The sequence below is a fragment of the Gordonia sp. i37 genome (assembly GCF_002043085.1).
GTDB classification, from domain to species: domain Bacteria; phylum Actinomycetota; class Actinomycetes; order Mycobacteriales; family Mycobacteriaceae; genus Gordonia; species Gordonia polyisoprenivorans.
This window is the reverse complement of the sequence record NZ_MVPX01000403.1, coordinates 1-17,616: the sequence shown is the minus strand read 5'-3', so window position 1 is coordinate 17,616 and position 17,616 is coordinate 1. Positions and strand designations below refer to the sequence as shown.

General features: G+C 67.1%; 22 protein-coding genes and 1 pseudogene. 17 read left to right on the top strand and 6 right to left on the bottom strand.

The features are described 5' to 3' along the window. Window positions 1–22: 22 nt before the first annotated feature. Window positions 23–526 (top strand): flavin reductase family protein, encoded by a 504-nt coding sequence (locus B1964_RS20095; protein WP_079931030.1) that lies wholly within the window; start codon window positions 23–25, stop codon window positions 524–526. 66 nt (window positions 527–592) lie between these two features. Here the strand turns inward: B1964_RS20095 and B1964_RS31580 are convergent. Then, a pseudogene (locus B1964_RS31580) lies at window positions 593–1,003 on the bottom strand (DUF3995 domain-containing protein); the annotation flags it as partial. A gap of 183 nt (window positions 1,004–1,186) precedes the next feature. On the opposite strand from B1964_RS31580, the gene B1964_RS20085 reads away from it, so the two are divergent. Further along, a complete protein-coding gene (locus B1964_RS20085; protein WP_079931029.1) occupies window positions 1,187–2,722 on the top strand; it encodes an amino acid permease in 1,536 nt (511 codons plus the stop codon). Here B1964_RS20085 and B1964_RS20080 read toward each other — a convergent pair. Continuing rightward, the gene (locus B1964_RS20080; RefSeq protein ID WP_079931028.1) at window positions 2,708–3,853 is read right to left on the bottom strand and encodes a metallophosphoesterase; all 1,146 of its coding nucleotides are present in this window, start codon (window positions 3,851–3,853) and stop codon (window positions 2,708–2,710) included. The two genes, B1964_RS20085 and B1964_RS20080, sit on opposite strands and share 15 nt — an antisense overlap. A gap of 149 nt (window positions 3,854–4,002) precedes the next feature. Between B1964_RS20080 and B1964_RS20075 the strand changes: the two genes are divergently transcribed. Then, on the top strand, window positions 4,003–4,482 hold the full coding sequence (locus B1964_RS20075) for a GAF domain-containing protein (protein ID WP_079931027.1): 480 nt from the start codon (window positions 4,003–4,005) through the stop codon (window positions 4,480–4,482). On the opposite strand, the gene B1964_RS30495 is transcribed toward B1964_RS20075, so the two are convergent. Then, on the bottom strand, window positions 4,431–4,592 hold the full coding sequence (locus tag B1964_RS30495) for a hypothetical protein (RefSeq protein ID WP_165776308.1): 162 nt from the start codon (window positions 4,590–4,592) through the stop codon (window positions 4,431–4,433). The two genes, B1964_RS20075 and B1964_RS30495, sit on opposite strands and share 52 nt — an antisense overlap. Window positions 4,593–4,772: 180 nt before the next feature. On the opposite strand from B1964_RS30495, the gene B1964_RS20070 reads away from it, so the two are divergent. From B1964_RS20070 to B1964_RS20060, 3 genes are all read left to right on the top strand, one after another. Then, window positions 4,773–5,219: an Hsp20/alpha crystallin family protein gene (locus tag B1964_RS20070; RefSeq protein ID WP_006367968.1), complete on the top strand. Its 447-nt coding sequence runs from the start codon at window positions 4,773–4,775 to the stop codon at window positions 5,217–5,219. Between the two features lie 66 nt (window positions 5,220–5,285). Continuing rightward, on the top strand, window positions 5,286–5,465 hold the full coding sequence (locus B1964_RS20065) for a hypothetical protein (protein ID WP_079931026.1): 180 nt from the start codon (window positions 5,286–5,288) through the stop codon (window positions 5,463–5,465). Window positions 5,466–5,605: 140 nt separating this feature from the next. Continuing rightward, window positions 5,606–6,082, top strand: coding sequence for a glutathione peroxidase (locus B1964_RS20060; protein ID WP_079931025.1), 477 nt, complete (start codon window positions 5,606–5,608; stop codon window positions 6,080–6,082). Between the two features lie 103 nt (window positions 6,083–6,185). On the opposite strand, the gene B1964_RS20055 is transcribed toward B1964_RS20060, so the two are convergent. Beyond that, window positions 6,186–7,235, bottom strand: a complete 1,050-nt coding sequence (locus B1964_RS20055) for an NAD(P)-dependent alcohol dehydrogenase (RefSeq protein ID WP_079931024.1) — start codon at window positions 7,233–7,235, stop codon at window positions 6,186–6,188. A gap of 171 nt (window positions 7,236–7,406) precedes the next feature. Then, window positions 7,407–8,066, bottom strand: coding sequence for a TetR/AcrR family transcriptional regulator (locus B1964_RS20050; protein ID WP_139765809.1), 660 nt, complete (start codon window positions 8,064–8,066; stop codon window positions 7,407–7,409). Between the two features lie 40 nt (window positions 8,067–8,106). On the opposite strand from B1964_RS20050, the gene B1964_RS20045 reads away from it, so the two are divergent. The 6 genes from B1964_RS20045 (at window position 8,107) to B1964_RS20020 (ending at window position 13,751) form a co-directional block, all read left to right on the top strand. After that, a complete protein-coding gene (locus B1964_RS20045; RefSeq protein WP_079931022.1) occupies window positions 8,107–8,955 on the top strand; it encodes an SIP domain-containing protein in 849 nt (282 codons plus the stop codon). A gap of 182 nt (window positions 8,956–9,137) precedes the next feature. Next, window positions 9,138–10,058 (top strand): zinc ABC transporter substrate-binding protein, encoded by a 921-nt coding sequence (locus B1964_RS20040; RefSeq protein WP_253194089.1) that lies wholly within the window; start codon window positions 9,138–9,140, stop codon window positions 10,056–10,058. A gap of 4 nt (window positions 10,059–10,062) precedes the next feature. Then, the gene (locus tag B1964_RS20035) at window positions 10,063–10,866 is read left to right on the top strand and encodes a metal ABC transporter ATP-binding protein (protein WP_079931020.1); all 804 of its coding nucleotides are present in this window, start codon (window positions 10,063–10,065) and stop codon (window positions 10,864–10,866) included. Between the two features lie 7 nt (window positions 10,867–10,873). Then, a complete protein-coding gene (locus tag B1964_RS20030; RefSeq protein WP_079931019.1) occupies window positions 10,874–11,767 on the top strand; it encodes a metal ABC transporter permease in 894 nt (297 codons plus the stop codon). After that, a complete protein-coding gene (locus B1964_RS20025; protein ID WP_079931018.1) occupies window positions 11,767–12,627 on the top strand; it encodes a metal ABC transporter permease in 861 nt (286 codons plus the stop codon). Before B1964_RS20030 ends, B1964_RS20025 begins: the two co-directional genes overlap by 1 nt. A 92-nt stretch (window positions 12,628–12,719) precedes the next feature. Continuing rightward, entirely contained in the window at window positions 12,720–13,751 is a 1,032-nt protein-coding gene (locus tag B1964_RS20020) for a GGDEF domain-containing protein (RefSeq protein WP_079931017.1), read from the top strand. A 20-nt stretch (window positions 13,752–13,771) separates the two neighbouring features. Here the strand turns inward: B1964_RS20020 and B1964_RS20015 are convergent, their stop codons facing one another. Beyond that, a complete protein-coding gene (locus B1964_RS20015; RefSeq protein WP_079931016.1) occupies window positions 13,772–14,779 on the bottom strand; it encodes an acryloyl-CoA reductase in 1,008 nt (335 codons plus the stop codon). 137 nt (window positions 14,780–14,916) lie between these two features. On the opposite strand from B1964_RS20015, the gene B1964_RS20010 reads away from it, so the two are divergent. The 5 genes from B1964_RS20010 to B1964_RS19990 all read left to right on the top strand — a co-directional run. Beyond that, a complete protein-coding gene (locus tag B1964_RS20010; protein WP_079931015.1) occupies window positions 14,917–15,378 on the top strand; it encodes a cupin domain-containing protein in 462 nt (153 codons plus the stop codon). Window positions 15,379–15,424: 46 nt separating this feature from the next. Continuing rightward, window positions 15,425–16,261 carry an SDR family NAD(P)-dependent oxidoreductase gene (locus B1964_RS20005; RefSeq protein ID WP_079931031.1) on the top strand — a complete coding sequence of 279 codons (837 nt, stop codon included), beginning with the start codon at window positions 15,425–15,427 and terminating at the stop codon, window positions 16,259–16,261. Window positions 16,262–16,363: 102 nt separating this feature from the next. Next, window positions 16,364–16,732: a pyridoxamine 5'-phosphate oxidase family protein gene (locus B1964_RS20000; RefSeq protein WP_253194088.1), complete on the top strand. Its 369-nt coding sequence runs from the start codon at window positions 16,364–16,366 to the stop codon at window positions 16,730–16,732. 142 nt (window positions 16,733–16,874) lie between these two features. Next, the gene (locus B1964_RS19995) at window positions 16,875–17,153 is read left to right on the top strand and encodes a hypothetical protein (protein ID WP_079931014.1); all 279 of its coding nucleotides are present in this window, start codon (window positions 16,875–16,877) and stop codon (window positions 17,151–17,153) included. Further along, window positions 17,150–17,616, top strand: a 467-nt coding sequence (locus B1964_RS19990; protein ID WP_139765808.1) for an FAD:protein FMN transferase, incomplete at its 3' end; no start/stop codon positions are given. The genes B1964_RS19995 and B1964_RS19990, both read left to right, overlap by 4 nt.

Below are 17,616 nucleotides of genomic sequence, written 5' to 3'. Positions count from 1 at the left end.
CCCGATTGCTGGAGGTGCACGCGTGAGCGGGTTCCGAACCAACCAGGACCTCGACGCCGCGCGACTTCGCAAGGCGTTCGGGATCTTTCCCACCGGCGTCGTCGCGGTGGCCGCGGAGGTCGACGGAGCGGTGATCGGCCTGGCCGCGAGCTCGTTCACCAGCGTCAGCCTCGATCCGCCGCTGGTGTCGGTGTCGATCGCGAACACCTCGAAGACCTGGCCGGATCTGCGTCGCGCCGATCATCTCGGGGTCACCGTGCTCGCCGACCATCAGGACGTCCTCTGCCGCCAGCTCGCCGGTCCGGTGGCCCAGCGATTCGACGGGGTGCTTCTCAACGCGTCGGAGGAGGGGGCCGTGACCCTCGATGACGGTCTCGCGCAATTCGATTGCACCGTGTACCGCGAGGTCGAGGCCGGTGACCACATCATCGTCCTGCTCGAGTTGCACGGCGTCGACCACCCCGAGACCGGCAGCCCGCTCATCTTCCACCGCAGTGGATTCGGTCGGCTCGCCACCACCGCGTGACGAAAGCCGCCGTAGGTCGGCCACTGCCGGTGCGGTGAGCCACATTCCGCCGGCCAACGCCACACCCCACGCGAGAAACAGTGGGTCCCAGAGCAATGCGTGGCCGACCGCCGCCGCGCTGTTGAACGGCTCGGGCCGCGGTAGCGCTCCGACGAGCAGCAGCCCCGCCGTGGTGGTGTTGATGGCGCCCCAGGCGATCAGCGCCGTGGCGCCCAGCCAGTAGCCGGGCCGAAGCAGGCCGGCGCCTGATCGTCGAGCCGTCAGTGCTGGTGCCACGGCCAGCATCGCCTTGGCCATCCCGATGAGAACCAATAACCAACGGCCGTCGGCGAATTGGTCCTCGGAGAATCTGTCCGCAGTCTGCCCGACAGTACTCAGTAGAACATCGCCACCGAGACCCCAGTAGATGCTGACCCCGGCGTGAACGAGACCGAGGACGGCGGCGATACCCAGAGCGGTGGACGCGCGTGCTGTCATGCACTCATCCTCGGCCGATGCCCACCGTGACACATCCGGTCGAACCCCGGGATCGCACCCCGGAATCGTTGTCGGGGTCAACCCCGAGTGCGTGAGTCGGACCATGTCGGATTCCTGTGGCGCGATGGGTCGCCCACGGCGTGTTCGGTGACGCCAAACCCAGCGGCGGGTTACCGTCGAGCGATGACCGAGAGACCGTCGACCGAGAGACCAAGGACGCAGAGCCGGGGGATCTTCCGGAAGAAGTCGGTTGATACCGTCATCCACCAGAACGACGAGGGGCATCAGCTCGAGGGCGGGCGACTCAAGCAGGCGCTGCGGACCCGTGACCTCATCGGGTTCGGCGTCGGAATGGTCATCGGCACCGGCATCTTCACCCTCACCGGCGTGCAGGCCAAGGACAACGCCGGTCCCGCGATCATGATCTCGTTCGTCGTGGCCGGTGTGATCGCGTTGTTCGCCGCATTCTGTTACGCCGAGCTGGCATCGGCGGTACCGACCGCGGGATCGTCCTACACCTATGCCTACACCACGCTCGGCGAGATCATCGCCTGGATCATCGGCTGGGACCTCATCCTGGAGTTCGCCCTCGGCGCGGCGGTGGTCTCGCGGGGTTGGTCCGGATATCTGCAGGATGTGTTCAATCTGCCGACGACCTTCTTCGGCGAGAGCTCGACGGTCAACCTCGGAGCGGTGGCGATCGCCCTGGTGCTCGGCGTGGTCGCCACCATCGGCATCAAGGAATCCGGTTGGCTCACCAACGCTCTGGTGTATCTCAAGGTGAGCATCTGTGTGTTCATCATCATCGCCGGGTTGTTCTTCATCAAGGCCGCCAACTACACCCCGTTCATTCCGCCTGCACAGCCGGCCGGCGGCGACGGCGGGTTGAGACAACCGTTGTGGCAGTGGGCCACCGGCGTCGAGGCGACGGCGTTCGGTGTGGCCGGGGTGTTGTTCGCGTCGGCGGTCGTGTTCTTCTCCTACAGCGGGTTCGAGATCGTCGCGAATCTCGGGGAGGAGACCAAGAATCCGGCCCGCGCCATGACCCGCGGACTACTCGGCACCCTGCTCATCTGCACGGTGCTCTACGTGGGTGTGTGTTTCGTCGTGGTCGGCATGGTGCACTACACCGACCTCAGTGAGGGCGCGCCACTCTCGGATGCGTTCAATCAGGTGGGCTTGAGCTGGGCCGGCGTGCTCGTCGGTATCGCTGCGGTCGCCGGCCTGACGTCGGTGATCCTCGTCGACATCGTCGGTATGTCGCGGATCGGATTCGCGCTCGCCCGTGACGGTCTGGTGCCGCACTCGGCGGGCAAGATCCACCCGAAATGGCAGACGCCGTACCGCATCACGATGCTGACCACCGCGGTCGTCGTGCTCCTCGGTGCCTTCGTCCCGCTCTCCGCGCTTGCCGAGATGGTCTCCATCGGTACGCTTTTCGCGTTCCTGGTCGTGTCCGTCGCCGTCCCCGTCCTGCGCCGAACCCAACCGGAGATGAAGCGTCCGTTCCGGGTTCCGTGGTCGCCGGTACTGCCGATCATCTCGGCGATCTGCTGCGCCGCGCTGATGGTGAACCTTGCGATCGAGACCTGGATACGGTTCGTGGTCTGGCTGGTGATCGGTTTGGGTATCTACTTCTTCTACGGCCGCACGCACTCCAATCTGGCTCGTGCGAACCGGGATTCGTCGGTCCGGGCCGAGGGGTCACCCGCGTCGTAGCGTGAGGATCGCCACCTCGGGTGGCGCACCGACCCGCACCGGTGGGCCCCAGGCGCCGGCGCCGCGCGTCGTGTACAGCGTCGTCTCGCCGACCCGGTCGAGGCCCTCGACCGACGGCTGCTGCAGCGGCACGAGGTAGCGGATCGGCCAGATCTGGCCGCCATGGGTGTGACCCGAGAGTTGCAGATCCACACCGAGATCCGAGGCCTGCAATGCCTGTCGGGGTTCGTGGGCGAGCAGCAGGCGAAAGCGTTGCGGGTCACTGCCGGCCAGGGCGCCCTCGAGGTCGGGCCGGTAGGGTTCGGGCGCGCTGTGGTCGTGGATGCCGACCACGTCGATCGTCGCCCCGCCCCGGCTGACGGCGACTCGCTGGTTGCGCAGCGTGGTCACGCCCACCCGCTCCCACTCGTCGAGCCATCGTCCGCCGTCGTCGCTGTAGAACTCGTGATTGCCGCTGACCCCGAACACCCCGAGTGGTGCGCGAAGTGCGGTCAACGGTGCGAGATCGCCGGAGAGTTCGGCGACCGTTCCGTCGGTGAGGTCACCGGCGATCGCGATCAGGTCCGGCCGCTGCGTGTTGACCAGGTCGACGACGCGCCGGGTGAAGTCGCCGTCGCGGGCCGGTCCGACGTGCAGATCGGAGATGAGCGCCACCCGCGTGCCGTCGAAGGATTCGGGGAGGTCGGCGAGTCGGATCTCGGTGTGGGTGACCCGCGGGCCGGCCGCCTCGACCACCCCGTACGCGGTGAGTGTGACGGCCGTGACGGCCACGGCCCCGGTCGCCGCCCGGACCGCCTGCAGGCGTCGACGGCGTCTCGGCTCGGCGAGTTCGTTCGGTGACCGCCGGAGGACCAGCCGCCAGATGAACGCGCCGATACCGACCACCGCCAACCCGAGGGCCAGGTACAACACCGTGGCCAGCCAGGTCAGCCCGAGCCAGGCCATGGGACGAAACGTCGAGGGATTCAGTCCGCGCCCGGTGGCGATACCGATGACGGCCAGCGCCCAGAACACAACGAGCAGGGTGTCGGCGATCACCGACCAGGGGCGCGCCAGGGCCGTGGCCCGCACGAGGCGACGATGCAGCCAGAAGGTGATGAGCGCGAGGAATGCGGCGAAGAAGACAATCATGACAAGTTGCCGCGAACACTACCGCAGAACGGGTGCGAAGTGCTCATCCGTTCCCAGACGCTCACCAGTTCGGATCGCGGGTGATGTTATGCCCGGCATCCGGGCACAACATCACCCGGAACCATCCGGGCGGAGTCCATGATGGAGTGATGAGCTTCGATATCGCGACCGCACAGACCGGCACCTACTCCGAGCTCGCCGAGGGCGCGGCGGGCCTCGTTGCCGGCGAGCACGACCGCATCGCCAACGCGGCCAACATCTCCGCGCTGGTGTATCACTCACTGTCCCAGCTGAACTGGGTCGGCTTCTACTTCTTCGACGGCACCGAGCTGGTCGTCGGGCCGTTCCAGGGCAAGCCCGCCTGCGTGCGTATCGGTCTCGACCGCGGAGTGTGCGGCGCAGCGGCACGCACCCGCACGACGCAGCGCGTCGCCGATGTCCACGCGGTCCCCGACCACATCGCCTGCGACGCGCAGAGCCGCTCGGAACTCGTCGTGCCCCTCGTCGGCGCCGACGACGAGTTGATCGGCGTCTTCGACCTCGACAGCCCGGTACCTGAGCGTTTCACCGCCGACGATCAGCGCGGACTGGAGGCCATCGCGGCGGTCTTCGTCGACTCGTTGCGGTGATCGCCGCGCACCGGCGTCGCCATCACCGTCGACCACCAGGTCGACAGCGGCGACGGCTCGGGCCACACCACGTCGGTGCGGGCGGGTGCATCGTGTTCACGGTCGGTCATGCTGTCCTCCTTGTCTTTTCGCCGTGAGACGATCGATGACGACGTCGTTGAAGACTATTAGCACTCTTTTGCTTCGAGTGCTAGACGAGCGCGCGCAGCGGGGTTATATTGGGACCCGTACAGCGTGAGAGCTGCCTGTCAAAGGGTGGCAGGCAGCCTGGTCTTCAGGAGGTGAGTGCTGTGCTTCGTTTTGATCCGTTCAGTGATGTCGACGCGCTTGCTCGTGGATTGATGACCGGCTCGATGGTCGGTAGTCAGCGCGCCCCGCGGTTCATGCCGCTGGATCTGTACAAGGTCGGCGATCACTACATGCTGATCGCCGACATGCCCGGCGCCGATCCCGGATCGATCGACGTCAACGTGGACAACGGCGTGCTGACCCTCTCGGCGCAGCGCAGCGCCCCGTCCGACGACGGAGTGCAATGGCTGGCCAGTGAGCGGTTCTCGGGGAGCTATCGCCGCCAGATCACCCTGGGCGACGGCATCGACCCGGCGCGCATCTCGGCGACCTACGACAACGGTGTGCTGCATGTGAGCATCCCGCTCGCAGAGGAGGCCAAGCCGCGCAAGATCGCCGTCGAGACCAAGAGCGATCCGCACGCGATCGCGGCCGGAACATCGGGCTGAGACAACCGGTCGGGCCGAGGCAACCCATGGCCGGCCGGGGAACCGAGGACAACGCAGGAGGTTGTGATGAACATGCCCGCGCAAGAACCGATTCCGAAGGCCGACGAGGCCGACTGGGTGGAGCAGACCGTCGAGGTCACCGACGACTCCGGCGTCGACGAGTATCCGTACACGCCCCACGATGACGGTCCCGACACGGAGGAGGAGCTGATCCCCGGCGAGCAGCGCACGCCCGGTTCGCGCTGAGCGCACGGAGCCCGTGTCGCCGACGCGGTAATCGATGGCGGTGGCGTCACCGACAAACGGTGTCGCCACCGCCATCGCCGTATGAACCGGCGGGCGTAGGCTCGATGTGACGTCACCGACATACGACCCCGGGGGATCTCGTGACCACTGCCTACGACTTCACCGCCACCGATATCGACGGCAATCCCGTCGATCTGAGCACTTATCGCGGCCATCCGCTGCTCATCGTGAACACCGCATCCAAATGCGGATTCACCCCGCAGTACCAGGGTCTGGAGAAGTTGCACCGCGAGTACGCCGACCAGGGGCTGGTGGTCCTCGGATTCCCGTGTGACCAGTTCGCCCACCAGGAGCCCGGTGACGAGGACGAGATCAAGAACTTCTGCTCGTTGACCTACGACGTGACCTTCCCGATGTTCGCCAAGGTCGACGTCAACGGCGACGACGCCCATCCGCTGTATCAGTGGCTGCGCCAACAGAAGTCGGGAATCCTGGGCAGCCGGGTCAAATGGAATTTCACCAAATTCCTCGTCGACAAGTCGGGTGCGGTGGTGGCGCGGTTCGCGCCGACGGTCACGCCGGAGAAGCTCACCGACGACATCGACAAAGTGCTCTGACCGGCGGCGCACCGAACGAGAATTCCTGGTGCGACAACTGCGGGGCACCGGTGTGAACCGGTGCCCCGCAGTTGTTTCCCTTACGCGGTCGCGATGCGGCAGATCAGTCGGCCAAGGTCGCCGCGTCGATGACGAAGCGGTAGCGCACGTCGCTTTCGACGACGCGATCATAGGCCTCGTTGATCCCATCGGCGCTGATCGTCTCGATCTCTGCGCCGATGCCGTGCTCGGCGCAGAAGTCGAGCATCTCCTGGGTCGGGGCGATCCCGCCGACCATCGACCCGGCCAGCGAGCGCCGATTGTTCAGCAGCGGGAATGCCTTGAGCTGCAGGGGATGTTCGGGCAGTCCGAGTTCGACGAAGGTGCCGTTGACCGCGAGCAACGAGAGGTACTGGTTGAGGTCGAGGTTCACCGACACCGTGTTCAGGATCAGATCGAACTCGTTGCGCAGCGTGCGGAAGGTCGACTCGTCACTGGTCGCGTAATAGTGATCTGCACCGAACCGCTTGCCGTCCTCCTCTTTTCGCATCGACTGGCTGAGCACGGTCACCTCGGCGCCGAGGGCGTGGGCGATCTTGACGCCCACGTGCCCGAGCCCGCCCATGCCGATGATGGCGACCTTCTTGCCCGGCCCGGCGCCCCAATGCTTCAACGGCGAGTACAGCGTGATGCCCGCACACAGAAGGGGAGTGGCGACGTCCAGCTCCAGGCCGTCGGGAATCCGCAGCACGAAGTCCTCGGTCACCACGACCTGCTGTGAGTAGCCGCCGTGGGTGAATTCGCCCTCGTAGGTGGTGGAGTTGTAGGTTCCCACAGCACCTTTCACGCAGTACTGCTCGTCGCCGTCCTTGCAGGGGCCGCACTCGCCGCAGGACTGGACGAAGCAGCCGACGCCGACGCGGTCGCCGACCTTGTGCCGGGTGACCTCGGAACCGACCGCGGAGACGGTGCCGGTGATCTCGTGACCGGGCACCACCGGGTAGGTGGTGCCGCCCCATTCATTGCGGGCGGTGTGGATGTCGGAGTGGCAGATGCCCGCGTAGGCGATGTCGATGAGGACGTCGCGCGGCGCGAGGTCCCGACGTTCGATGGTGGTCTTCGACAGCGGCTGGTCGGGTGCGGTGGCGATGTAGGCGTTGACGGTGGTCGTCACGGGTGTCCTTCCCGAGCGCACGCCGCAACCCGAGGGAGGTCGGGGGAGTGGCGCGGCTCTACTCGATTGCCTGCACCACCCATTGTGCTCACATATGGCCGCGCGCGCATACTCGCAGCGCACACCGTCGCGGATGCCGGTCCGGGGTGATTTGCGGAGATCGCGCCAGGTCTACGTCCGACGCCACCGCGGTCCGGGATCCACGTCGAGTCCGGCAACGTGAAGCGAACCCACAACGAGGGCCTTGACGGTCCATCGGAGTTCGGTCTCGATGTCGTCGTCGGGGAGGTCGGCGCGTGCGCTCGACGGTCGCTTCTCCTGGTCGTAGGAGGCGTAGACGGTATCGGCCAGTGCGACAGCCGCAAACGCGATGCCGGAAAGCAAGGTCCGCGCGGTTGCCGGGTCCAGGCCGTATACCGCGGCGACGCGATGGTGGTGCGCGCCGATCTTGGCGACCATCGTCGCGGTGGTGTCGGTTCGGCGGGTGAGGAACGGGGTGATGCCGGGGTGGTGGTGCGCGAGCAGGCGTATCGACAGTGCGAAGTCGAGGAGGTACTCGTGGATCGGGAGGGCTGCGTGTGGGTCGGGGATCGACCAGTCGAGGAAGATCTGCTCGGCGATGAGTGTGCGCAGTTCGCCGAGGCCGTCCACGTGTTTGTACAACGCCGCCTGAGTCACCCCGAGCTGCTTGGCCATCCCGGCGAAAGTAACTGCAGGCAAGGTCATTTCGACGCCGGCGGTGATGATACGAGCACGGTCGAGGGTGGGTGGGCGGCCCCGACGCCGTGGTGGCGCCGGGGCGTCGGTGCCGAGGCTTGCCTTCTCGTCCATAATTTGTATAGTACCCATAAACTAATTGATGGGAGCGCGTATGGCCACCGAGTTCGCCCCCCCGCCCGCGGGTTCGGGTGACCCCGACGAGACATCACTGCGCGGCGACGAGCACCGCAGTGGGCTCGCCGACGTCACCGCACGGGTGGTGCGCATCACGCGACCCAGTGCCGGGTTGCTGCGGGTGGTGCTGGACATCGGTGAAGCGGCTCGGGATTCGACGTGGGCGCGGCCGAATGTGGCTGTCCGGATTGGCCTCGACGACGCCGAGGCCCGCTCCCGCGTCTACACCGTGCGTGACGCCGACCTCGATGCGGCACGGATCACACTCGACGTGGTACAGCACGGTGCCGACAGCCCGATGATGCGGTGGAGCACGGTGCTTCGTGTCGGCGATGCCGTCGAGCTGACCGGACCGCGTCCACACTTCCTGCCGCCGGAGGGCGGTGCGCGGGTTGCGCTGTTCGCCGATGATTCGGCGCTTCCCGCGCTCTACGAGATCCTGCGGGTCTGGCCCGAGGGGCGATCGGCGATCGCCGTCGTCCAGAGTGACGACGACGTGGCGGTCGGTGAACTGGTGTCCGGTGCGCAGGTCCGTATCGAGCAGGTCTCCGCCGAACCCGGCTCGTTGGTGCGCTCGGCGACACGGATCGCCGACCCCACCGACCTGGTCGTCTGGGCCGCCGGTGAACGCGACGAGATGCGGTCGCTGCGAGCGTATTTCCGCTCCACCCTCGGCCTGGCAAAGGATCGGACCGCGGTGTTCGGCTACTGGCGACGCGGTGTGAGCAACACCGAAATCGATCGGGTCCGCTTGCGGACCTATAACTCGTTGACGGCGCAGGGCAAGACGCTCGCCGATCTTGACGACCTGGCCCTCGAAGTCTGATCGACGTTCCGCGGTGGGCATCGAAAATTCATGCGCGCCAGCGCATCTGGTACTTATCGCCCGATAGACGATCTTCTTCGCAAATCGCCCGACAGGGTGGCTGCCGCTCGGTTCGCGTCGTACCCTCCTCGTGTTAATGGTTGTCGTTGCCAGTAGGGCGTGAAGCCCGGGACGGATCGAGAGTGCGCATCAGCAGAATGGCGGTGGCGGCGGTGGCTGCCGCGGCGGTGGTGATCGGTATCGCAGGATGTTCGAGTTCGTCGAGCGGGACCGAGGACTCGACGATCCACGCCGTGGCGGCGGAGAACGAGTACGCCGATGTGCTCTCGCAGGTCGGCGGGCACTACGTATCGGTCTCGGCGATCATGAGCGATCCCAACACCGACCCGCACACCTACGAGGCGAGCCCGTCGGTGGCCAAAGAGCTCCGCGACGCCAGCCTGGTCGTACAGAACGGGCTGGGCTACGACGACTTCATGTCCAAGCTCGAGCAGGCGTCCCCGGTCAACGGGCGTAAAGTCGTTGTGGCCCAACAGGTACTCGGACTTCCGGACTCCACCCCCAATCCGCACCTGTGGTACGACCCCAAGACGATGCCCGCGGTGGCCAAGGCCATCGCCGACGATCTCGGCACGCTGCAACCCGCCCACAAGGACGAGTTCGAGAAGAATGCGTCGGCGTTCACCGCCTCGCTGCAGCCCTGGCTGACCGCCCTGGCGAGCTTCGCCAAGACCCACCCCGCGACACCGGTTGCCGTCACCGAACCGGTCGCCGACTACATGTTGCAGGCGGCAGGCACCGACATCAAGACGCCCTGGACGCTGCAGGCGGCGATCATGAACGACACCGACCCGTCGCCTCAGGACTCGACGCTGCAGGATTCGCTGCTGAGCGACAAGCAGGTCAAGGTCTTCCTCTACAACCAGCAGGTCACCGACGACACCACCAGCAAGTACCTGGCGCTGTCCAAGTCACACGGCATCCCGGTGGTCGGCGTGTACGAGACGATGCCGACCGGCTACACCTACCAGCGGTGGATGACCGCCGAACTCGACGCGATGTCCAAGGCCGTCACCGACGGCACCTCGACCGAGAAACTCTGAGCCGGTGGTAGGGCCCGCGGACTCGATTGTGCTCGCCGCGCACGACATCCGGGTGAGTCTGGGCGGCCAGCCGGTGCTCGACGACGTCTCCGTCGAGGTGGCGCCGGGAGAGTTCGTGGGACTGATCGGCGCCAACGGTGCCGGGAAGACGACGCTGTTGCGCGTGTTGCTCGGAGTTCTGCGGCCGAATTCCGGGCAGGTACATCGGCCCCCGCGTGGCGCGATCGGGTACCTCCCGCAGAAGGTCGGCGTCGACGCCGACACCCCGTTGCGGGCCCGCGACATCGTGGCCCTCGGCATCGATGGTGGGCGACTCGGTATACCGCTCCGGCGCAGTAGGTTACGGCCTATCGTCGACGAGGCGCTCGAAGCGGTGGGCGCGCCGCGCTTCGCCGACAAGCGCATCGGCGAGCTTTCCGGGGGACAACAGCAACGCGTCCTGCTCGCGCACGCGCTGATCCGGAAGCCGCAACTGTTACTCCTCGACGAACCGTTGGCGGGCCTCGACCCCGGCAGCGCCTCGGACATCGTTGATCTCCTCGACACCTTGCGCCGTACCACGGGGGTGAGCATCGTGATGACCGCCCACGACATCAATCTGCTCCTGCCTGTGATGGATCGCGTCGTCTACCTCGCCGGTGGCACGGCCGTCGACGGCCGCCCCGACGAGGTGATCACCACCGAAGTGCTCAGCGGGCTCTACGGACGACCCATCCGCGTCATCCGCACCGACGGGCGAATCCTGGTGCTCGCCGACGACCGGATGTCCTCACCCGGGCTCGTCGCGCACGACGAACTCGGGGTGTAGGGGCCACATGAGCGGAAACGAGTGGCTCACCGGATTCTTCACCACCGAATCGGTCCAGACTGCACTGCTGGTGGGTGGTTTCGTCGCCGCGGTCGCCGCCGTCGTGGGCGTCTTCACCGTGGTGCGTGGGCAGTCCTTCGCCGGTCACGCACTCGCCGACCTCGGCGCCGTCGGCGGTTCGGCGTCGTTCCTCCTCGGCATCAGTCAGCTGTGGGGATTCGTGGGGGCGGGCGTTCTCGCGGCACTTCTCATGGAGGCCATCGGGATTCGCCGTATCCAGGGTCGCGACGTGGCCACCGGGGTGATCCTCGGGTTCGGTCTGGGCTTGACCTCGCTGCTGTTGTATCTGGCGACCACCAACGGTTCCGGCGCGGCACACGACGCCACGGTGTCGGTGCTGTTCGGATCGTTGTTCGTCATCGATCGGGCACTGGTGCCGGTCGTCGTCGCCCTCGGCCTCGTCGCACTCGCCTTGGTGGCAGCCATGTACCGGTGGCTGCAACTCGACCTCGTCGACCATGACCTCGCCACCGCCGCCGGCGTGCGAGTTCGGTTGTCTGGCTGCGCCTTCCTGATCGCCTTGGCCCTGGCGGTGGAGTTGTCGTCGCTGACGATCGGCGTCATCCTGTCCACCGCGCTGCTCATCGGGCCACCGGCGACCGCGCTGCTGGTGACCCGGCGGTTCTCCACCGCGATCCTGCTCTCGGTCGTTCTCGGCGTGGCCGCCACCTGGCTGGGCTGTCTGGTCTCCTACGAAAGTCACTATTGGGCTGGTACGCACGGCAATTGGCCGGTGAGTTTCTGCATCGTGACGCTGGTGTTCCTCGCCTATCTCCTCGCGCGCGTGGTGTCGGCAGGCCGCCGGCGCCACGTCCCCGTCGCGGTACCGGTGCCGAGCTGATGTTCGAGCCCTTTCTGATCAATGCCTGGATCGCCGGCACTCTCGTCGGGATCATCGCGGCAGTGGTGGGGTTCTTCGTCGTCCTGCGCGGGGATTCGTTTCTGGCTCATGCCGTTCCGCACGGTGCCTTCGCCGGTGCCGCGGCTGCTGTCCTGGTGGGCGCCAACCCGCTGCTTGGTCTGGGCGTCGCGGCCACCGCCGGTGCGATGACGATCTCCGCGCTGGGGGCGCGTGCTCGGCGTGATGTGGCGACGGCGCTGGGCCTCGTGCTCATGTTGGGGCTCGGTGAGTTCTTCCTCAGTCGCGGCGACCAGTACTCGTCGCAGGTGTACGCGCTGCTGTTCGGGCAGATCCTCGGAGTGTCGACGATCGCCATCGTCCCGATGGTGGTTCTCGGTGCGCTGTGCGTGCTGACGGTGGCCGTCGTGTACCGGCCGCTGCTGCTCGGCTCGGTACTGCCCGACATGGCGGCCGGTCATGGCGTCGACACCCGGTACACCTCGATGGCCTTCGCGCTGGTCCTGGCATGTGCGACCACGATGAGCGTGCCGATCGTCGGGGCTCTGCTGATGTTCGCCCTGCTCGTGGGTCCGGCGGCGACGGCCCGCTGCTTCACTCGCAGCCCGGGTCGGTCGATTGCGGCCTCTGTGGTGCTGTCGGTCGGCGCGGTGTGGGCCGCCATTGCCCTGTCCGTGCAGACCGATTGGCCGATCGGATTCTTCGTCACCGCGATCTGTGCCGCGATGTACATCGTCGGACGTCTTGTCGGCGTCCTCTCGTCACGACGCGTCGGACGGGCCGCGCGAGAACGGGATCGACCTCTGCGGACATCGCACAGGTACTCCACAGCCAGCCCGTGACGGTCCTCACGCTGTGAATAAAATCGTCTATACGTCCGCGCATCGGTGGTTCGCTATCGTCTAGCCCATCCATCAGGCCGACGGGGAGACGGTTGAGTTCCACACTCCAGAGGATCACGCGCACGACGGTGGGTTTGTCGACGCTGAACTTCGCGGTGGTGGCGGCGGTGACGCTGTTCGATCCGACGCGCGGGCCCGTCGGCGACCTCGGGCGTCCGTGGGTGATCGCGTGCATCGTCGCCGATGTCGTCGTGGCGGTGGTCTGGTTGGTCAGCGACGTCATGACGCGCGGCGTGGCCGCACGAGCCTTCGGGATCTGGGCGGACGTCGGGACCGCGTCGGTGCTGATCACCTTCGCCGACCCGGGTGAGGCGCTGGTGGGGTGTGTTCTGTTCGCCGTGACCGGAGCGTTTTTCACGTTCTATCTGCCGCGGACGTGGATGCGTGTCCACGTCGCTTTCGTCCTGTGTTTCATCGTGCTGATGGCGGTGTTGTCGGTGCGCGACGGCATGAACTGGCCGACCGTCATCGCTCGCACCGACGTGGTGATCGCCGGTGTGCTCGGCCTACCGATGACCATCCAGATCGTGTGGGCTTCCCAGCGGCGTCGTGCCCGGCTGTCGGAGGTCGACGCACTCACGCGCATCGCCAACCGCCGTGGCCTCGACCGATACGTCGAATCGGTTTCCCGGATGCAGCACGACGGTGTCCTGGCCGCGATGGTCATCGACGTCGACTACTTCAAGTCGGTCAACGACGAGCACGGCCACGACACCGGCGACCGGGTGCTGGTGGCCGTGGCACAGGCGCTCGTCGAGGCCGTCGGTGATGCGGGGACCGTCGCCCGCAACGGCGGTGAGGAGTTCGCGGTGTTCCTCGCCCTCGACGCCGCATACGAACTGGACGCGACGACAGCACTCATGCCGGTACGCGTCACGGTTCCCGGCATCCCGCCGGTCGGCCTCAGCATCGGGGTGGCGTCCCTGTCGATCCGGGCGCCGCAGGAGATGGAAGCCTCGACCGCCTGGCGTCTACTGGCCGCCGCGGACGAGGCGATGTATCGGGCGAAGGCGCGGGGTGGGGCGCGCATCGAGAGTGTGGATCTCGCGGGCACCCCGCCCTGACGCCGGCTTCTCAGGCGGTGTCAGTCGTCGCCGAGGACCCGCACGACGGTGCGTCCGGTGAGCTTGCCGCCCTTGATCTGCTCGAGCGCCGCGGGCAGCTCGTCGAGTCCGATCTCGCTGATGACGCGGTCGAGATGCGATGGGCGCAAATCGCTTTCGATGCGCGACCAGATCGATCGGCGCAGCTCCGCGCCGATGAGCACCGAGTCGATTCCGAGTAGCGCGACCCCGCGGAGGATGAACGGCATCACCGTGGTCGGCAGATCCGCACCGCCGGTGAGGCCGCTCGCGGCGACCGCACCACTGTGGTTCATGGTGCTCAGGACATACGCCAGGGTCTTGCCGCCGACGCAGTCGACCGCACCTGCCCACACCGACTTGCCGAGCGGTCGGATCTTCGTCTCGTCGTCCACGAGCCGTCCGATGACCTCGGTCGCCCCGAGTTCGCGCAACAGGGGTTCGGCGTCGGGTTTACCGCTCGATGCGGTGACGGTGAAGCCGGCCCCGGCGAGAAGATCGACGCTCACCGCGCCGACACCGCCGGAGGCGCCGGTGACGAGCACAGGTCCGTCGTCCGGGCGCACGCCGTGATCGAGCAGCGCGGCGACGCTCATCGCCGCGGTGAAGCCGGCGGTTCCGATGGCGGCGGCCTCGCGGGTGCTCAGTGATCGCAGCGCGACCACCTGTGCAGCGGGTACGCGCGCATAGTCGGCGTAGCCGCCGTTGGCCTCGGTGCCGATCGGTCCGCCGTGCGCGACGACCCGATCACCGGGGGCGAAATCGGGGTGATCGGAGGCCACGACCTCCCCGGCGACGTCGATCCCCGGAACGATCGGATACGTGCGGACCACCCCGCCGCGCGGGGTGACCGCGAGTGCGTCCTTGTAGTTGACGCCCGAGTAGTGCACGGCGATCGTCACCTCGCCGTCGGGAAGATCGTTCGCGGACAACGTGGTTCGGTCGAGGGAGATCTGTCCGTCGGCCTCGGTGGCCAGCAGGGCGGTGAAGTTCTCTGGCGTGCTCGTCATCGTGGTCCTCCGTTGGGCGTTGATGGTCGCTTCTCCAGTGATGGTAGGCACCGGTGCGCACGAAGGCAGGGCCGGTAGTCGCGCACCGACCCCGTCAATCGCTCCCGCTGCCGATTGTGTCCGGGTACGGTCCGTACATGAGGTCACTCACCCGCGTCCTGGTCGTCCTCGCCGCGTTGGCCACGCTCGGGGCCGTGATACCCGCAGCAGCGCAGGCCACGCCGTCGTCGGGTGTCACGGCGGTGACCCTGGCCGAAGGTGACGTACCCGCCGGCCTGCTGCCGTTCGTGCCGCGCGGGGTGCATGTGGCGGTCCGGGAGATCACCATCGCGCCCGGCGGAAGCACCGGCTGGCATTATCACGACGGGGAATTGATCGGGTTGGTACGGGCCGGCACGCTGACCCATCCGGGCGCCGATTGCGTACCGGTCGTCTACCACACCGGCGACATCATCAAAGAGCCTGCAGGACAAGCAAATACTCACGTGGGCCGAAACCTCGGTACCGGGCCGGTGGTGCTCGACGTGCTCTACCTGATCCCCCTGGGCAAGCCCTTGTTCGAGGATGCGCCCGCACCGGCATGCGACGCACCTCGCTGACCACCTCCCGGATGGCGCCCACATCACCGAAAGTGACTGTCACACCATGAGTCCGCGCACAACCATCGTGATCACCGGTGCCAGCGACGGGATCGGGGCGGTCACCGCCCGAACCCTCGCGGCACCCGATGTCGACCTGATCCTCGTCGGCCGTTCCGCCGACAAACTCGACGCCGTCACCGCCGACACCGGTGCGGTGGTATTCACCGCCGACTATGCGCAACTCGACGACGTCCGCCGGCTCGCCGAGAAGATCCGCGAGCACACCGACCACATCGACGTGCTGCTCAACAACGCCGGCGGTACCTTCGATCCCCGGCACGCCACGCCCGACGGGCACGAGCCCAACTTCCAGATCAACCATCTCGCACCGTTTCTGCTCACCCATCTGCTCCGAGACCGGCTGGCGGCGCCGGACGCCTGCCTGGTGGTCAACACCGCCAGCGTCGGCAACCTCGCCGGCCACGTCGACCTCTCCGATCTCGACTACCGACGCCGGCGCCCCATCGGCCTGCGCTGCTACGGCACCGCGAAACTGATGAACATCCTGTTCACCCGTGGCATCGCGCAACGGTGGACCGACGATGGGATCGTCTCCGCCGCAGTACATCCCGGTCCCGCGGCGACGAGTTTCGGCCGTGACTCGGCGTTCGTCGGACTCCTGTATCGCACGCCACTGCGCCACATCGGGACCATCACACCCGACAAGGGCGCGCAACCGCTGATCGAGTTGGCCCGCCGCGGCCCCGACCCGGACATCAACGGGGTGTACTTTCATCGACACAAAGCCAAGGGACCCGAGAACCGCCAAGCTCACGATCAAACACTGATCGACGGGTTGTGGTCGGCGTCGGCACAATTGGCGGGGGTCGATCCAGGCTGAGCTCTACCACCATGAACCCGAACCACTCCGAGGAGAACAGATGTCCCGTCCACCGCTTCCCGAGCCCGCCCGCGAACTTTGGCCAAGGCCAACCCCGCGGTCATGGCGACCGTCCGATCCGACGGCGTGCCCGTCTCGGCGGCCACGTGGTACCTCCTCGACGGCGACCACGTGCTGCTCAACATGGACGACGAACGCGTCCGGATGCGGCATCTGCGCAACGACCCGCGGGTCACGCTGACGGTCCTCGCCGAGGACAGCTGGTACACGCACGTGACGTTGATCGGTGAGGTCGTCGACTTCCGCGCCGACGACGGGTTCGCCGACATCGACCGCATCTCCCGGCACTACGGCGGCCGGCCGTACCCCGACCACGAGCGGCCCCGGACCACCGCGGTGATGGCTGTGCACCGGTGGTACGGCTGGGGCGCCATGCAGGACAACGACCAGGCGTCCCCGACCACCGACTGACCGCGGGACCCCGAGGCCGGGGAGGACAGCAAGCTGGAACGTCGCATTCAGCGGCCCTTCAGCAACGCTTCGCACAATGAGTGGACAACCGCCGGTGACCTGTCGATCACGGTGAACGACCCGGCGGTGCCAGGAGTTGCCCGTGCCCACCCCACCACCCCTTGTCCATGCCCGCTGGATCACCGCCGGGGTGTGCGCCGGAGCAGTCGTCGCGACCGGCGCCATCGCCGGCGGACTGGCCTTGAGCGGCGATTCGCACGCCGCGACCACCTCGACCGTCACCACCGCCCCGACCGGCACCACCGCCCCGACCACGTTGTCGTCACCCGACACCGGTGACAACGACGGATCGGGCTGGACGCCGACCGCTCCCGCGCAGACCACCGAGAGCGCCCCGCACGCCCACACGGGTGCGTCATGACCACCACCACCGCCGTCGGACCGGCGGTGTATGCGACATCGCTGCGCGCGATCGGCACCGACGTACGGGTGGTCGTGACCGAGCCGGCGGCGCTACCGCAGGCACGCGAGTTGCTCGTCGTCGCGCTCGCAGAGCTCGACCTGGCCGCCTCGCGGTTTCGTCCCGATTCCGAACTGTCTCGCACCAACCGTCTGGCAGGGACGACGGCAGGCGGTGGGCGCGAACAACTGACGGTGACCGTGTCACCCGAACTGGCCGAACTCCTCACCGTCGCACTGCGCGTGGAGAACCTGACCGACGGCCTGGTGACCCCCGCGACCGGTGCTGCCCTGGTGGCCGCTGGATATGACGCCGACCTCGACGTGGTGCGGCGCAGAGAGCCCACGACGGAACCCGGCCACCCCCAGCCCATTCCGACACCCCGCATCGGGCTCACCGGATGTCGGGTGACCCTGCCGGCAGG

Coding starts and splice junctions, on each gene's coding strand:
- B1964_RS20005 (WP_079931031.1), top strand. CDS start 15,425: ATGAGTCCGCGCACAACCATCGTGATCACCGGTGCCAGCGACGGGATC.
- B1964_RS20045 (WP_079931022.1), top strand. CDS start 8,107: ATGGCCACCGAGTTCGCCCCCCCGCCCGCGGGTTCGGGTGACCCCGAC.
- B1964_RS20030 (WP_079931019.1), top strand. CDS start 10,874: ATGAGCGGAAACGAGTGGCTCACCGGATTCTTCACCACCGAATCGGTC.
- B1964_RS20080 (WP_079931028.1), bottom strand. CDS start 3,853: ATGATTGTCTTCTTCGCCGCATTCCTCGCGCTCATCACCTTCTGGCTG.
- B1964_RS20010 (WP_079931015.1), top strand. CDS start 14,917: ATGAGGTCACTCACCCGCGTCCTGGTCGTCCTCGCCGCGTTGGCCACG.
- B1964_RS30495 (WP_165776308.1), bottom strand. CDS start 4,592: ATGACCGACCGTGAACACGATGCACCCGCCCGCACCGACGTGGTGTGG.
- B1964_RS20015 (WP_079931016.1), bottom strand. CDS start 14,779: ATGACGAGCACGCCAGAGAACTTCACCGCCCTGCTGGCCACCGAGGCC.
- B1964_RS20025 (WP_079931018.1), top strand. CDS start 11,767: ATGTTCGAGCCCTTTCTGATCAATGCCTGGATCGCCGGCACTCTCGTC.
- B1964_RS20065 (WP_079931026.1), top strand. CDS start 5,286: ATGAACATGCCCGCGCAAGAACCGATTCCGAAGGCCGACGAGGCCGAC.
- B1964_RS20085 (WP_079931029.1), top strand. CDS start 1,187: ATGACCGAGAGACCGTCGACCGAGAGACCAAGGACGCAGAGCCGGGGG.
- B1964_RS20000 (WP_253194088.1), top strand. CDS start 16,364: ATGGCGACCGTCCGATCCGACGGCGTGCCCGTCTCGGCGGCCACGTGG.
- B1964_RS20050 (WP_139765809.1), bottom strand. CDS start 8,066: ATGGACGAGAAGGCAAGCCTCGGCACCGACGCCCCGGCGCCACCACGG.
- B1964_RS20075 (WP_079931027.1), top strand. CDS start 4,003: ATGAGCTTCGATATCGCGACCGCACAGACCGGCACCTACTCCGAGCTC.